This is a genomic window from Pseudarthrobacter sp. HLT1-3 (assembly GCF_059383535.1).
In genome coordinates this window covers 263522-278172 of record NZ_JBWZCJ010000002.1, presented here as the reverse complement: position 1 = coordinate 278172, position 14651 = coordinate 263522, and the positions used below count along the sequence as shown (strand labels likewise).

Sequence of the window (14651 nt, the reverse complement as noted above, 5' to 3'; positions counted from 1 at the left end):
CGCTACCACCGGGTTGCGGCCGCACCGGAGGCGACTCAGCCGAGCAGGATTTGCACCAGTTCCCGGCACTTCCGATAAGCGGCGGCCTTCGGATCGATCAGGGAGAAATGGTCGCCGGGGACCTTGAGGAGTTGGACGGGGGCGCCGGCGGACTTGGCTGCCGCGGCGTAGGAGTCGGACTGGCTCACGGGAACCGTGTCATCGTCGGTGCCATGGACGGCATAGACGGGAATCTGCAGCGGCACCGCGCTCATCGGGTCCGCGAATTTATGCCGTTTCGGGTATTTCTCCGAGGACCCGCCCAGCAGGTTGCTGACCGCTCCGTTGCTGAGGTTGAGCCGTTCGGCCTCCGCGAGGTTGAGCAGGCCGGACTGGCTGACGACGCCGGTCAGGTGCACCGCGTGCTCGCCGTTACGCCGGAGCAGCTGGCGGTCCGCGTCGGGGGCGCCGAGCTGTGCGAGGCGGTTTCGTCCCGCCGCCCACACCGCCAGGTGCCCGCCGGCCGAGTGTCCCAGCGCCACAACCCGCTCCAGGCCGATCCCGTGTTCACCGGAAATCTCGCTGAGCTTGTCGATGCCGGCCAGCACATCCGCGAACGTATGGGGCCAGCCGCCGCCGTTGCCGGCACGGCGGTACTCCAGGTTCCAGGCGGCCATGCCGTGCGCCGCGAGGTCCTTGGCCAGGGGTTCGCCGAGTTCCGCGCCGTACTGCGAGCGCCAGTAGCCGCCGTGGATCACCACGACCACACCCTTGATTGCAGCGGTCTCCGGCAGGAAAAGCTCCCCCCACTGGCTGGAGTCGTCGCCGTAGCTGTACTTATGCCGCTTCACTCTGTCCTCCTTGGGGCCAGGTGTACGGGCGGCGGAGACTGCCCCCGGAGTCACCGTCGTTGCGGCCGCGATCACAGCGCGACGCCGCGCATCAGCCATGTGCCGAGCCTACCTTGAGCACCGCGCAGCGCCGTGTAAGGCGGCGCCCTGCCCGCCGCCGTCGTACCCCGGCCGTAAGCTGGACGCATGGCGAGCAACTGGGATCGACTGGACCCGAACCTGCGCGAATCCGTGCAGGAAAACGTGGAACTCTACGAGCGGGTGCGCCCTGCCCTGAAACTGGTCACCCGCGAGGTCCTGCTGACGCTGCGGACCATGCTCAAGGGAACGGAGGTGACTCCGCTGTTCGTCACGGGCCGCACCAAAACGGTCGAATCCTTCCGCGAGAAGATCTCCCGCACGGAGGACCCGCTGGAACCGGGGGGTGCACCGGTGCTGAAGTTCCCGGATCCGTTCCGGACCCTGAACGACATGGTGGGCATCCGGGTGATCACGAAGCTGCCGACGGAAAACGCGGTGGTGGCCAACCTGATCAAGCGCCAGCGGCAGCTTTTCGACTGCCGCGGTGACCGCGAGAAGGACATCGGCTCCATCGAGTCGGGGACCTACGGCTATTCCAGCCGCCACCTGATCCTGCGGACAATCCAGAACGAGGCCGTCAAGGAGTACCAGCAGACCTTTAACCCGGAGGTCCCGCCGAACGGCAGCTACTTCTTCGAATGCCAGATCCGCACCGTTTTCGCGCACGCCTGGAGCGAGATCGAGCACGACATCCGCTTCAAGGCCGAGGATCCGCGCGCCTGGACCCCGCACTTCGACCGGCAGTTCACCGCCACCGCCGCCATGCTGGAAACCGTGGAGGGGGCGTTCGCTGACCTGCACGAACGCTACGAAGAGGTCCGCAGCTACTGGGACATGGACGGCGAAGGCGCCGCGCAGCTGACCCCGAACCGGATCCGCGACGTCTGGCGCACGCTCCTCCCGCACGTTGACCGGAAGGTCGACGACGACTGGGGCTGGGCCGCGGAGCTGATGGCTGCCCACGGCCTGAACCAGACCGTGCAGCTGGCCGGACTGCTCAGCGCCAACCGGATCACCGAGGTGCGTCAGGCCCTGGACCACCGCTACTCCCCCGGCCCGGACCGGCTCCTCGATGACTTGCTGCTCTGGCAGTACGGCACCAAACACATCGACCTCACCGCCGAACCGGCCGACGCTGTCCCGCACCCGCGGCGCGACAGCCTCCTGCGGCGGCTCAAGCAGATCGAGCGCTATCGCCTGACCCAGAGCTAGGTGTAGTTCCTCCGGACGTTGCGAACAGCGTGGCGTGATGTTGAGGGCGAGGGCCGCGAGGGCCTGGCGGCCCAGGCCCTAATCGGGTCCACGGATGCTAGGTTCTGGAACTATGACCCCGAGTACGCGGACGACGATCATGGATGCGCTGCTGGCGGCGGTGGGGCTGTTCTCGCTGCTGACCGGCATTGTGGAGACCGTCCGGATCTACGCCATCGAATCCGTTGCCGACCCCGGGCTGGCGCAGCTGGGTCTTGCAGCCATGACCATTGGCGGCCTGACAACCGGCGCCGTAGGTCTCGGCGTCTGGATTGGACGCGCGGGGCCATCCCTGCCCCGAACCGCCGCGGTCGTTGCCGGATGGCTCGTCATCTGGTTCCCGTTGACCGTTGCCCTGGGAATAGCCACGGACGGGTACCCGGCGGCACAGCTCGCCGCCACAACCCTTTGTGTCCTCGGCATTTCCGCTGCGGTGGCTGCCTTCGTCCGGTTAAGGCGCGGGGTTACCGGGACCACTGACGCCGCCGGCCGAGTGAGCCGGTGACCCTAGAGCTCAAACGGCTCGAGCCGCTCCTCGCGCACTTCAAAGTCTGAGCCGTCGGGCGAGTCCAGGCGCACCCGGTAGGCGGCCTTGCCCGGCGTTTCCGTGACCACCTCGACCAGTTCCGTTCCCCGGTAAAGCAGGCCCACGCCGTCGTCGGTGCAATGGGTCTCGCCCAAAGTTCCGTCCGCCACCAGGCGGTGCACAAGGGGCCGGCGTGCGGCTTCGGAGTCGTAGTGCACCCCGTTGTCGAAGGGCAGCAGGCCGAGCCCGTTGTCCACGGCGCGAAGCTCGGGGCCGAACGAATCGGTCGTTCCGCCGTTGAACCAGCAGATCGAACCGGCCGAAACCCCGGCCAGCACCACTCCTGCCTCCCATACCCGCCGGAAGATCGCGTCGAGCCCATGGGCGCACCAGACAGCGAGGAGGTTGACCACGGAGCCACCGTTGACCCAGACGACGTCCTGGCCGAGCAGGTATTCCTCGACGTTGGCGACGTTGGGCATGGTGAACAAGTTCAGATGCGTGAGCTCGAAGCCGGCGACGTTTCCTGCTTCGCTGATCTCGTTGTTGAACCATCGCTGATCGCCGCTGGCGGTTCCAACGTGGGCGACCCTGGGCGCCCGCCCGGTGACACCGGACAAGTCCACGGCGTGATGAGCCAGCTTGTTGAATTCCAGGCGTGTCCGCTCGCCAGGCTTGTAACCCCCGGAAGTGGCAAGAATGGTGGGACTTTCGGCAGCCATGCGGAGGTTCTCCTGGTTCAGGGAATAGGTTCTCGCAATCGAGACTACCCAAACCCCGCGGGAATGGCTGGCAGGTCCCCAGCGCGCTTCCTGCTTCCCTGTTCCCCTGCGCGGATTACCGGTGGGCGTAAGTGAGGCAGTCGGCGTTGTCGGCCCCTGGACCCACATGGACCTCGGTTGCCTTGCACATCAAATGGTCGTTGTGGGCGCATTCGGAACGCTGGCAGGCACCGACATCGGCAAGCACCTTGGGGAGCCCGCCATGCACACCGATATCGATGAAGGTGGCGCAGGAGGCATGGTCTTCGGCACCGCCGACGGTGATGGCGGCGGCATTGCAGTTGGAATGGTCGTTGAAGGAGCAGTTGCTCACGCTGCAGTCGGCCACGTGTGTCGTCATTGGATAGCCCTCCGTGGTTCGGCCGCCCCGGCCGGGCGGACCCATGTGCCCACGCTAGGCCGCTCCGCAGCAATCAAAAAGACCCAATTGTGTGACCTAATGCCGAAGCGGGCGAGCACTCGACCGGGCAGGCCCTGCCGGAGGAAGGCCGCCAAAGCGCAGCCGGCGCGGCCATTTCGCGTCTGCGAGGCGCGGAAGTCCGAGCGCTGCCAGAATACCGGCGCGCCAGATATTTGGCGCGTCGCAGCGAGGAGGGCGCGTCGCGGCGGGGAGGGCGCGTCGCAGGAGCCGCGACGTAGCGCAGGGATCGGCCGGCGCAGGATCCCGCATCTAGTCCCGGCTACCCAATCAGGCGTCTGGGTTTTGGAACCGGGCGACGTACTTCCGCTGCCACGGTGTCTCCACGGCGCCCCGGCGGTAGCGGGCGCGGACGAAGGCCACCGCTTCTGCAGACGGGACACCGTCCAGGACCGCCATGCATGCCAGGGCGGTGCCGGTCCGGCCACGGCCGCCCCAGCAGGCAACTTCAACACGCTCCGTCTCGGCACGCCGCCAGGCTTCCCGGAGCGCGTCCAGGGTGTCGGCGTCGTCGGCAGGTATCCGCAGGTCCCGCCAGCGGACCCAGCGCGAATCCCACGGCGTCGGTGTGGGGCGCCGCCCCAACAGGTACAGGCCAAATTCAGGCCGCTGTCCGGCGGGAAACGGCCGGAGCAGAGCGCGGCCGCGGATTAGCCGGCCGGACGGAAACTCAAGGACTCCCCTCTGGCCCGGATCCCAGGTCTGCGTCATGTTCCCGAGCGTAGTCCTTCCGTCGGCAGCACGCACCGGCCGCGTTGCAGCCCAGTTGCTCCCCATCCCACGCCCGGGATCTTCCGGCCGCAGACCAAAAAGCCCGGCGGATCCAAGGGGCGGGTTCTAGCGGTCGTTGCAACTGGGCAGGAGCGCGCACTCAAGCCGCCGCCGCGCCCGAATCGGGCCGTCAGGCTAGCCCAGATGGACCACGGGTGCGTCACCTTCGGTCCCGGTGAACGTCCTGCGGTCGATGTTGATGAGCAGCAGGGCGATCGGGGCGATCAGGATCGCAACGCCGGCGGCCCAGAGGAAGACCATCGAGTAGCCGGACGAGATGGCGACCAGCGAGGCACCGCCGGCCGTCGCGGCGGCAGCGATCGTGCTGAACAGGGCGATACCCAGGGAGCCGCCGATCTGCTGGGAGGCGTTGACCAATGCGCTGGCCACGCCGGAGTCATCCTTGTCGACGCCGAACAGGGCGAGGTTCTGCATCGGAACGAAGACCGACCCCAGGCCGATGCCCAGGAGAATCAACGCGGGCAGCATGTTGACGAGGTAGCTTCCCTCGGCGCTGACCTGGGTGAGCCAGAGCATTGCAGCCGCCATGAAGACCGGGCCCACGGCTGTCGGAATCTTGGCGCCCAGCTTCGGCAGGTTTTTCGCGACGACCGCTGCCGTGATGATCAACGCCACCGTCATCGGCAGCGAGGCCAGCCCGGCGAGGAACGGAGCGAAGCCAAGCACAATCTGGATGTAGAAGTTGATGAACAGGATGCCGCCAATGAGGACCGCGCCGGCCAGGAACGAGGCCAGGAAGGCAGCTCCGCGGTTGCGCTCGGTGGCCACGCGCAGCGGCAGGAGCGGGTGCTTGACCTTGCGCTCCACGAGGACGAACAGCGCCATCAGAATGACGCCGGCGGCGATGAAGCCCCAGGCTTCGGGGGCATCCCAGCCGCGCTCGGCATTGGTGAAGCCGTACACGAGGGACCCCAGGCCAAGGGCAGCCAGGAAGACGCCGGGCCAGTCGTACTTGGTGGACCCCTGCGCCTTGCTCTCACCGACGAGTGACCACACGCCGACAAGGGCGATGATGGCGATCGGCACGTTCACGAAGAAGCACCAGCGCCAGCTCACGTGTTCCGTCAGGAACCCGCCCAGCAGGACGCCGACGGCGGCACCGACACCGGTGATGGAGCCGAAGATCGCAAACGCCGTGCCGCGGTCCTTTCCGCCCGGAAAGGCGACGGTCAGCAGGGCCAGGGCTGCGGGGGCCAGCAGTGCGGCGAACACACCCTGCAGGGCGCGGGCGCCGATCAGCTCCCACGGCTGCTGCGCGAATCCGCCGATCAGGGACGCGACGGCGAAGCCGACGGCGGCCACGATGAACGTCCGCTTCCGGCCCCAGAAGTCCGCGATTCGTCCGCCCAGCAGCAGGAAGGCGCCGAAGGCCAGGGCGTAGGCCGTGACCACCCAGGACCGGGTCGCGTCACTGATGCTCATCTCGATCTGAAGACGAGGCAGCGCGAGGTTTACGATCGTGCCGTCCAGCACCACCATAAATTGTGCGAGGGCCAGGAACACCAGGGCCCACCATTGGTTTTTGGGTCTAGTGCCCTGTTGTACGCCTGCATCTGCTACCTGTGTCGCCACGCCCATTTTCACCCTTCAAAGTAATAATACTTACAAAAGTATAACTAGTTTTTGCGCATGAAGGTTGAGGGCTTGAGGGGTGATTTCGGTTACTCGGGCTCGGCCAGCATTGCGGCGAGCCGCTGCAGGGCCGGCAGGCTGGCAGCGATTTGCGCGCGCTCCTCGGGCCGCAGCCGGGAACTCGCCGAGCCGAGCGCTTCGGCCCAGGCACCTTCCAGGACTGCCTTGATGCGCTGGGATTCGGCCGTGGGATACAGGGCGACGTAACGCTTGTCGGCGGCGTCACGGGCGCGCGTAACGAGGCCCGCGGCAACCAGTTCACGGAGCTGGACACTGACATTGCTGAACTGCCGGCCGAGACGGCCAGCGACTTCCGCGACAGTGATGCCGGGGTGGCTTTCGATGACCCGGAGGATTTCCAGGACGCCGTTGGAGAGCGGCCGGACGCCGGTGTCATTGAGCGACTTCCGGCGGACATCCGAGGAAATGTCGATCATTGCGACGGCAAGGGACCGGTGGTCCACAGCCGTCGCCGGTCCTTCATTGGCACCAACACTTTCCATTCCATAAGCATAGGCTTCGGGTAGGACTGGCCTCTCCGTCCCGCTTCGATGGCATAGTGGAGGCCGGACCAGGGACAACCGGTAATCACCGAGGCAGAGGGACAAAAGACTCATGGCACATGGCGAGCTCGATCCCTCGTCCGGGGTACCCCTCTATCGGCAGATCAAGGAGATTCTCCGCAAGGAGGTCGCCGAGGGAATTGCGGATCCCGCGAAGCCCATGACCGAGGCGCTGCTGCTCGGCCGGTTCGACGTCAGCCGGGCACCCATCCGCCAGGCGCTCCTGGAGCTTGCCAGCGAGGGCTACGTCTACCGAAAGCAGGGCAAGGGGACGTTCCCGGTTGTGGGCGCCCGGGTAGAGCGCCCGGCCGATGTCCGGTCCGGGGCCCTGTACGAGTACCTCTCCGAGACCGGTCGCCATCCGACCGGGAAGGTCTCCGGCGTCGAGCGGGTGGAGCCGCCTGCCCGGATCCGCGACCTCCTGGGGCTTGAGTCCCGCGAGCGGCTCCTGCATTTCACGCGGCTGATCTCGGTTGAAAAAGACGAGCCTCTGGTCGAAGCCGATGTCTACATCCGGGCGCCTGACGACTTCCGGCCCACGGCCGCGCAACTCGACGACGAGGGCTCAGCCTTCAGGCGCCTGGAGCGGGACTTCGGCATCACCCTCGTCCGGGCCGAACACGAAGCGTGGGCGACGGCGGCAACCGCCGGCCAGGCGGCGACCTTCGGAGTCAGCAAGGGGAGCCCGCTGCTCGTCATCGAGACCATCTTTTTCACGACGGGCGACCGGCCCGCGGGGTGGCGTTCCGCGGTGCACCAGGCCGAGAAATTCAAGTACCGGTTCAGCACTCGCCAGTAGGACGCCGTCGAGGTCAGCGCCCCGAACCCGGGGGTTCCGGCACCCGCGATCCCACCGTGCAGGCAACTTCCTTATTGACTTTGGCTATACAACGTGTAAATCTAGTAGACAGGTAATCAAGGTCACATTCACGGGCAGTCCACTACGGCCTACGGGCGGACGTCAGGCTCCCCGGTGCATCGTCTCCTTTGCTTACCACCGCCTGCACCGAGATCGGCGAGGACTCAATCCAGAGGTCGCGCGGTGCATGATCCTTCCACCGCGCTACGCCAACGATGGCGTGACGCCGACGAAAGGTTGTGCCAATGACGGCTACAACGACTGTCACCACCAAGACCGTCAATACGGTCCTTGGCCCCATCCCGGCCTCTGAACTGGGTGTGGTTGCCGTCCACGAGGCACTGCTCTCAGTGGTCCCCGGCGCCCAGTATGCCCCCGACATCAGCATGGACCGGGCGGAAATCTTCGAGATCCTGGCCGGAAAGCTGAACGACTTCCGCGACCACGGCGGAAAGACGATCGTGGACAGCACGGGCATGTTCCACGGCCGCGACCTGAAACTCTACGAGGCACTGTCGCGCTCCACCCGCGTGAACATCATCGCCTCGACAGGCATGGGACCCGAGGAAACACTCGGCGGCTACTTCCTGACTCCGCAAACCAACCCGCCGACGCCGTGGCCCGCCGAGAAGTTCGCCGACCTTTTCTCCAAGGAAGTCACGGAAGGCATGGTCGTACCGCGCGTCGAACGTCGCGCCGCAGCGGGTCTCGTGACCACCACGGCCGACCGGGCCGGCATGACGCCGACCGAGGAGAGCCTGTTCCGGGGCGCAGCGCGAACCGCCCTGAACACCGGCGTCCCGGTGTCCATCCGTTTTGGAGCCGACGCGCTGCACGACCTCGACGTCGTGCTGGACGAAAAGCTCCCGGCCGACCGGGTGCTTGTCGGCGGCCTGGACCGCAAGGACGCCGCCGGCGCCGCCCTCGAGGCGGCCGGCCGGGGAGCGTTCGTCGGCCTGGACCACGTGGGTCTGAACGACGATGCGGACTACCTCACCGATAACGACCGCGCCGAACTGGTGCTCAAGCTGGTCGCGGCCGGACACAGCGACAAGATCATCCTTTCGGGCAACTCGATCGGCGTGGCCAAGGGACAGCCGGACTACGACCTGCCTTTCAGCCACGTCGTGTCCACGTTCGTACCTTTCCTCAAGGCACAAGGCCTGAGCGAAGAAGACGCCCAGCGCATCCTCGTGGACAACCCGCGCAACCTGCTGACCGTGCGCTAAGCACGCGTCGGCCCACACACAACAAGCTTTCGAACCCCTGAGGTGAACGAATGACAAAGGTTAACACCGTGCTGGGAACCATCCCGGCCGAAGAACTGGAAATCGTGGCGGTCCACGAACACATTGGGTACGGCATGCCCGGGTCCGAACTGGACACCAGGTGGTGGAAGACCCCTGAGCAGGCCTACGAGGAGACCGTGCCGAAGCTGCGGAAATTCCGCGAATACGGCGGCGGGACCTTCGTGGATGCCACGGGCATCTGCAACGGCCGCGACGTGGACTACTACAAGTCCCTGTCCCAGAAGACGGGCGTGCACATTGTGGCCTGCACCGGCTTCGTCGGTGGCGACACCGCCCTGCCGCACTTCTCCTGCGCAACAGTGGACTACCTCGCGAAGGTGTTCATCCACGAGATCACCGTCGGCATCGGCGACACGGGTGCCAAGGCCGGCGTCATCAAGGTCGGAGTGAGCCGCGGCGGACGCATGACGGACCTGGACAAGCGCATCTACCGGGCCGCGGCCCGCGCCGCCGTCGTGACCGGCGCCCCGATCCTGACCCACCTGGCCATCGACCCCGAACCCGCGGTGAACATCTTCAATGAAGAGGGCCTCTCGCTGGACCGTGTACTCTTCGGCCACGCCGACGACGGCCTGAACGCCCCCATCACGCCGCACGATTGGATCTACGAGCAGGGCGGCCGCATCGGCTTCGACACCTTCGGCTACGATCTCGAGCTGCCTGATCCGCCGTTCTGGGGCCGCAAGCGCGCCGAACGCATGGAGCACTTCGTCAACCTCGTAAACAAGGGCTACGCGGACAAACTCCTCGTCTCGGCCGACGCCAATTGCAGCCCGCTGGGCTGGCCGGGCGTCAAGGGCCACACGATCAACTACATCTTCGAGGACATGATCCCCGACATGCGCGCGGCGGGCATCGACGACGCCACCATCAAACTCCTGCTCGAGGACAACCCGGCCGACTTCCTGTCGCTCCAAGCCTGATCCACGACCACCCCACCCAAAAATTTTCCAGGTCCGCCCTGGGTCAAGAAAGCGAACCAACTCATGAAGACTTCAGAGATCAAGAACCTCAAGATTGCCATCATCGGCGGCGGCTACGGCGGCGCCTCCCTGGCCAAGGCGCTGCAGAGCATCGGCGCGGAGAACGTCCACGTCTACGAGCAGGCGTCTGCCCTCGCCCAGGTCGGCGCCGGCATCGGGCTGCGCCCGCCGTCGGTCGAGCTGTTCCGCCAGTGGGGCATCTTCGACGCGATCGCCGCGGTGAGCTCGCCCAGCGACCACCTCGAGATCCTCAGTGCGGACGGTCAGCACGTCCTCGCGAACGAGGAGTGGCCCTTCCTGCACGCCTACGAGCAGGTCAACCACAACCGCATGATCCACCGCGGGGACTTCATCGACGCCCTGCTGAGCGTGCTCCCTGAGGGCATGGTGCATCTCGGCTACAAGCTGGAGACCATCGAGGACAACGGCGACCACGCGACGCTGACCTTCGAGAACGGCGAGGTGGTCACCGCCGACCTCGTCATCGGCGCCGACGGCATCCGCTCGACGGTGCGCAACCAGCTGTTCTCGCAGAAGGAGCCGGTCTTCTCCGGCGAGCACGCCTACCGCGCGGTCATTTCGATCGACGACGCCCACGGGCTGGTGACCGACGACAACCCGCGCTTCTACATGGGCCAGAACGGCACGATCGCCTACAACCTGCCGCTGCGTCACCGCGGGCAGCTCTCGTTCGACATCACGGCCCCGTCCGAGGACGGCTCGTGGGCGCCGGAAATCTCGACCGAGTATCTGGTGAAGATCCTGGACGGCTTCGACGAGCGGATCGTCCAGGTCGCCAGGGAACTTGACCTGAGCCAGGTGACGAGCCGTTCGGTCTTCGACATCGATTCCATCGACTCGTGGCACACCGACTCAGTCGCGCTGCTCGGCGATGCCGCCCACGCGATGCTCCACCACCAGGGCCAGGGCGCGAACTCGGCGATCCTCGACGCCGGCGGCCTCGCCGACGCGCTGCTGCAGGGCGACACCGTGAAGGACGCGCTGTCCATCTACGAGGCCACCCGCAAGCCGCTGACGGATGAGCTGCAGCGTGTGTCGCGCCAGGGCTGGCACGCCGACGCCGTGGACTCAGCGTTCCCGGCCAACCAGTAAAGAGGTCATACGATGTCTATTCACCCGCAGATCGCCGAGATCCTCAGCACCCTGCCGGCACCGGACGGTTCGCCGCTGGATCCGGCGGCCATGCGCGCCGGCGAGGCCGCGCAGGTCGCCCTGCCCGCGGACCGGCTGCCGCTGCACGCGGTCGAGGACCTGACGGCGGCGACGCCGTCCGGCGACGTCCCGGTGCGGATCTACACCCCGGTCGAGGCCGACACCTACGGCGTGCTGGTGTACTTCCACGGCGGCGCGTTCTTCCTGGGCAGCCTGGACAGCCACGACCACGTCGCCCGGTCGCTGGCCAAGGAAACCGGCCACAAGGTCATCTCGGTCGGCTACCGCCTGGCCCCCGAGTCCGCCTTCCCGGCCGGCCTCGACGACTGCTACGGGGTGGTCCGCTGGGCCGCCGAGAACGGCGAGTCCCTCAAATGGGACGGGAAGAGCCTGGCCATCGCCGGCGACAGCTCGGGCGGCAACTTCGTCGCCGCAGTCGCCGCGAAGGCGCACGATGACGGGTTCAACCGGATCACGCACCAGATCCTGTTCTACCCGTCGCTGGACCTGGACTTCGACGTCGACCGCTACGCCTCGATGCGGGAGAACGCTGAGGGCTACGGGCTGGAGACGGCGGGCCTGCTGCCGTTCAACTCCTTCTACCTTGAGAGCGGGGCGGATCCGGCGGATCCCCTCGTCTCGCCCATCAAGCGCGAGGACCTCACCGGGCTGCCGCCCGCCCTGGTCATCACGGCCGCGCACGACCCGCTGCGCGACGAGGGCGAACTCTACGGCCAGCGCCTGACGGAGGCCGGCGTGAAGACGACGGTCAGCCGCTATGCGGGAGCCAACCACGGCTTCGTCCAGAACTTCTCCTGGATCCCGGAGTTCCACCGGGCCTTCCAGGAGACGGCAGAGTTCCTGCACCAGGACTGAGTCCACCCCGGGGCCCAGCCCCCTCCGCCCCACCCAACGGCGGCACGAGTCTCCCCGACCCGTGCCGCCGTTTTGTCTCCGCAGCAAACCCTCATCCACGCCCACCCCGGGCACCGTAAATCACTAGGAACCATCGACATGACAACCATCAACATCAGGGATTTCATCGGCGGGGCGCGCTTCAGCCGCTTCCACGCCGGAATGTTGCTCTGGGCCTGCTTCATCATCACCTTCGACATGTATGACCTGGTCGTCTACGGGTCGGTCCTGCCCGTTCTGATGAAGGAGTGGTCGCTGGGTCCCGTCGCGGCCGGCGCCATCGGCAGTTACGGCATCTTCGGCATGATGGTCGGCGCCGTCGTCTTCGGGATCCTGGCCGACCGGCTCGGACGGAAGCGGGTGCTCACGGCCAGCGTTATCCTCTTCTCGGTCGCCTCGGCCCTGTGCGGGTTCGCGCCCGGACCGCTGGAGTTCTCGGTGCTGCGTTTCCTGGGCGGTCTGGGCATCGGCGGCATCCTGCCCTGCCTGATTGCCATGCTGACCGATTACGCTCCGAAGGGACGCGCCAACAGCCTGGTCGCCGTCGTGATGTGCTTCTTTTCCGTGGGCGGCATCCTGGCGGCCTTCGTCTCCATGCTGCTGCTTCCCGCCTTCGGCTGGCATGTCGTCTATTTTGTTGCCGTCCTTCCACTGCTCTTTCTGCCGTTCATGATGAAGTACTTGCTGGACTCCCCCGCCGTGCTCCTGGAACAGGGGCGGCTCACCGAACTGCGCTCCGCCCTCGCCAAGGTGAACCCCGAAGCGGCCCTTCCGGCGGACGTGGAATTCAGCGGACTGCAGGAGAAGGAAGCAGGCAGCCCCGTGGGTGCCTTGTTCAGGAACCACCGCGCGCTGGGCACGATCATGATCTGGATCGCCTTCTTCATGTGCCTGCTGATGATCAACGGCGTATCGACCTGGCTGCCCAAGCTGATGATCGAGGCGGGCTATGCGCTGGATTCCAGCCTGACCTTCATGATCGTGCTCAATGTGGGGGCCATCGTTGGCACCCTCGTACTGGGCAAGCTCGCCGACAAGTGGGGCGTCAAAAAGGTCCTCATCCCGATGTTCGTGATCTCGGCGGTCTCGCTGACGCTGCTGGGCTTCGGCAACAACATGGCGGTCCTGCTGGTGCTGGTGTTCATCACCGGCGCCTGCACCATGGGCGCCCAGAACATCTCCTACTCCTTCGTCTCGCAGTACTACCCGTCGTTTATGCGTTCGACGGCGATCGGGCTGGCCTCGGGCGTGGGCCGGCTCGGGGCGATCGTGGGACCGACCTTCGGTGGCGTGCTGCTGACGCTCGCCCTGCCGGTCCAGATGAACTTCCTCTTCTTCGCCATCCCGGGTCTCTTTGCCGCGCTGGCCTTCACGTTCGTTCCGCTAGCCGCCAAGTCGGCAACCCGGCCGACCGGACAAATCAGCCCGGGCGGCAGCACCGTTGAGGATCCCGCCAGGGACACCGTGACGGCAGCCCCGTAAGGCAGCGTCCGACGTCGGCCCCGTAGGAAACAGAACGGCGGCACACACCCTTCGGTGCGTGCCGCCGTTCTGGTTTAACCTACGGACTCAACCTGGTCAGTGGCCCTCAGCGGCCCTGGTCGAAGAGCCTGCGGTAGCCGTGCAGCGTGGTGAAGAACGGCGACGGCTCCAGCGTGGGATCCCCCGTGTAACCGAGTTCCTCGGCCACCGGGGCAAACGGGGAGTACACGGAGTCGGTTTCCTGCAGGCCGCCGCGCAGGTACCGGCGTGCGGCGTCGTCGATCCTGGCCTCAAGGTCCAGGCTCCCCTGCAGGGCATTCCGGGCCGCCTCACGGTCCAGCTCGACGCCGTAGGGCACGCCGTCCGCACCCCGGTACGGGTGGCCCAGGTACAGGTGCCCGGGCCGGACCTCGTCGCGCAGGTACTGCAGGCTCGAGCGGTAGGCGGCCGGATCCTCGTAACCGGGGAAGCCGTTGGCGGCCCCGTGGATCTGCACGGCGTCGCCGACAAAAACCGATCGCTGGCCGTCCACGACGTAGGCCACGGACCCGGCGGTGTGGCCCGGGATGTGGTGCACGGACACGGTGACGTCCCCGCCCAGGGAAAGTTTCTCGCCGCCCTTCACCAGCATGGTCGGCTCCAGCTCACCGGAGATGACATGGTTCGCTGCCTTCAGCTGCTCCTCGACGGCGTTCGGGTTGTCGATGTACTGCTGGCGCACGTCCACGTACTGGTCAACGTGCGCGCGGCGCGAACGCAGCAGGGGCGCGTCGGCCTCATGGATCACGACGTTGGCGCGGCGGCCGGTAAGGTCCCACAGCGCGTGCGCGCCGCCGAGGTGGTCGATGTGGCCGTGGGTCAGCAGGATCCAGCGCACGTCCTCGATGTTGCGGCCGAGCTTCTCCAGCGCGGGGATCATGCCTTCGGCGGGCGACGAGGCGATCCCCGTGTCGACGATGGCCGGTTCGGGAGCGTCGATAAAGAAGCTGTAGAGGCCGAATCGGCCCCAGGGCGACACCAGCGGATGGACTTTCACTTCTTGCGTCATCGTTCT

General features: G+C 66.5%; 15 protein-coding genes. 8 read left to right on the top strand and 7 right to left on the bottom strand.

Annotation, left to right across the window (positions count from 1 at the left end):
* Positions 1–35: 35 nt before the first annotated feature.
* The gene (locus AC50X9_RS02990) at positions 36–830 is read right to left on the bottom strand and encodes an alpha/beta hydrolase (RefSeq protein WP_494890032.1); all 795 of its coding nucleotides are present in this window, start codon (positions 828–830) and stop codon (positions 36–38) included.
* 186 nt (positions 831–1016) lie between these two features.
* Between AC50X9_RS02990 and AC50X9_RS02985 the strand changes: the two genes are divergently transcribed.
* Both AC50X9_RS02985 and AC50X9_RS02980 read left to right on the top strand, forming a co-directional pair.
* Positions 1017–2123 (top strand): GTP pyrophosphokinase, encoded by a 1107-nt coding sequence (locus AC50X9_RS02985; protein WP_494890030.1) that lies wholly within the window; start codon positions 1017–1019, stop codon positions 2121–2123.
* 112 nt (positions 2124–2235) lie between these two features.
* Positions 2236–2667, top strand: a complete 432-nt coding sequence (locus tag AC50X9_RS02980; protein WP_494890028.1) for a hypothetical protein — start codon at positions 2236–2238, stop codon at positions 2665–2667.
* A gap of 2 nt (positions 2668–2669) precedes the next feature.
* On the opposite strand, the gene AC50X9_RS02975 is transcribed toward AC50X9_RS02980, so the two are convergent.
* The 5 genes from AC50X9_RS02975 to AC50X9_RS02955 all read right to left on the bottom strand — a co-directional run bounded on the left by AC50X9_RS02975 (position 2670) and on the right by AC50X9_RS02955 (position 6815).
* Complete coding sequence (locus AC50X9_RS02975; RefSeq protein WP_494890026.1) at positions 2670–3410, bottom strand: Type 1 glutamine amidotransferase-like domain-containing protein; 741 nt, start codon at positions 3408–3410, stop codon at positions 2670–2672.
* A 115-nt stretch (positions 3411–3525) separates the two neighbouring features.
* Positions 3526–3810, bottom strand: a complete 285-nt coding sequence (locus AC50X9_RS02970; protein ID WP_494890024.1) for a DUF1540 domain-containing protein — start codon at positions 3808–3810, stop codon at positions 3526–3528.
* A gap of 348 nt (positions 3811–4158) precedes the next feature.
* Positions 4159–4599, bottom strand: a complete 441-nt coding sequence (locus tag AC50X9_RS02965; RefSeq protein ID WP_494890022.1) for a protein-tyrosine phosphatase family protein — start codon at positions 4597–4599, stop codon at positions 4159–4161.
* Between the two features lie 195 nt (positions 4600–4794).
* Positions 4795–6183, bottom strand: coding sequence for an MFS transporter (locus AC50X9_RS02960; protein ID WP_494890020.1), 1389 nt, complete (start codon positions 6181–6183; stop codon positions 4795–4797).
* A 158-nt stretch (positions 6184–6341) separates the two neighbouring features.
* Entirely contained in the window at positions 6342–6815 is a 474-nt protein-coding gene (locus tag AC50X9_RS02955; RefSeq protein WP_494890017.1) for a MarR family winged helix-turn-helix transcriptional regulator, read from the bottom strand.
* A gap of 112 nt (positions 6816–6927) precedes the next feature.
* Here AC50X9_RS02955 and AC50X9_RS02950 point away from each other — a divergent pair, with 112 nt between their 5' ends.
* The 6 genes from AC50X9_RS02950 to AC50X9_RS02925 all read left to right on the top strand — a co-directional run bounded on the left by AC50X9_RS02950 (position 6928) and on the right by AC50X9_RS02925 (position 13597).
* Positions 6928–7674, top strand: coding sequence for a GntR family transcriptional regulator (locus AC50X9_RS02950; RefSeq protein WP_494890015.1), 747 nt, complete (start codon positions 6928–6930; stop codon positions 7672–7674).
* Between the two features lie 305 nt (positions 7675–7979).
* Entirely contained in the window at positions 7980–8963 is a 984-nt protein-coding gene (locus AC50X9_RS02945; RefSeq protein WP_494890013.1) for a phosphotriesterase family protein, read from the top strand.
* 50 nt (positions 8964–9013) lie between these two features.
* The gene (locus AC50X9_RS02940; RefSeq protein WP_494890011.1) at positions 9014–9967 is read left to right on the top strand and encodes a phosphotriesterase family protein; all 954 of its coding nucleotides are present in this window, start codon (positions 9014–9016) and stop codon (positions 9965–9967) included.
* A gap of 63 nt (positions 9968–10030) precedes the next feature.
* Complete coding sequence (locus AC50X9_RS02935) at positions 10031–11140, top strand: FAD-dependent oxidoreductase (protein WP_494890009.1); 1110 nt, start codon at positions 10031–10033, stop codon at positions 11138–11140.
* Between the two features lie 12 nt (positions 11141–11152).
* On the top strand, positions 11153–12076 hold the full coding sequence (locus AC50X9_RS02930; RefSeq protein WP_494890007.1) for an alpha/beta hydrolase: 924 nt from the start codon (positions 11153–11155) through the stop codon (positions 12074–12076).
* Between the two features lie 138 nt (positions 12077–12214).
* The gene (locus AC50X9_RS02925; protein WP_494890004.1) at positions 12215–13597 is read left to right on the top strand and encodes an MFS transporter; all 1383 of its coding nucleotides are present in this window, start codon (positions 12215–12217) and stop codon (positions 13595–13597) included.
* Between the two features lie 106 nt (positions 13598–13703).
* On the opposite strand, the gene AC50X9_RS02920 is transcribed toward AC50X9_RS02925, so the two are convergent.
* Entirely contained in the window at positions 13704–14645 is a 942-nt protein-coding gene (locus AC50X9_RS02920) for an MBL fold metallo-hydrolase (RefSeq protein ID WP_494890002.1), read from the bottom strand.
* Positions 14646–14651 lie beyond the last annotated feature (6 nt).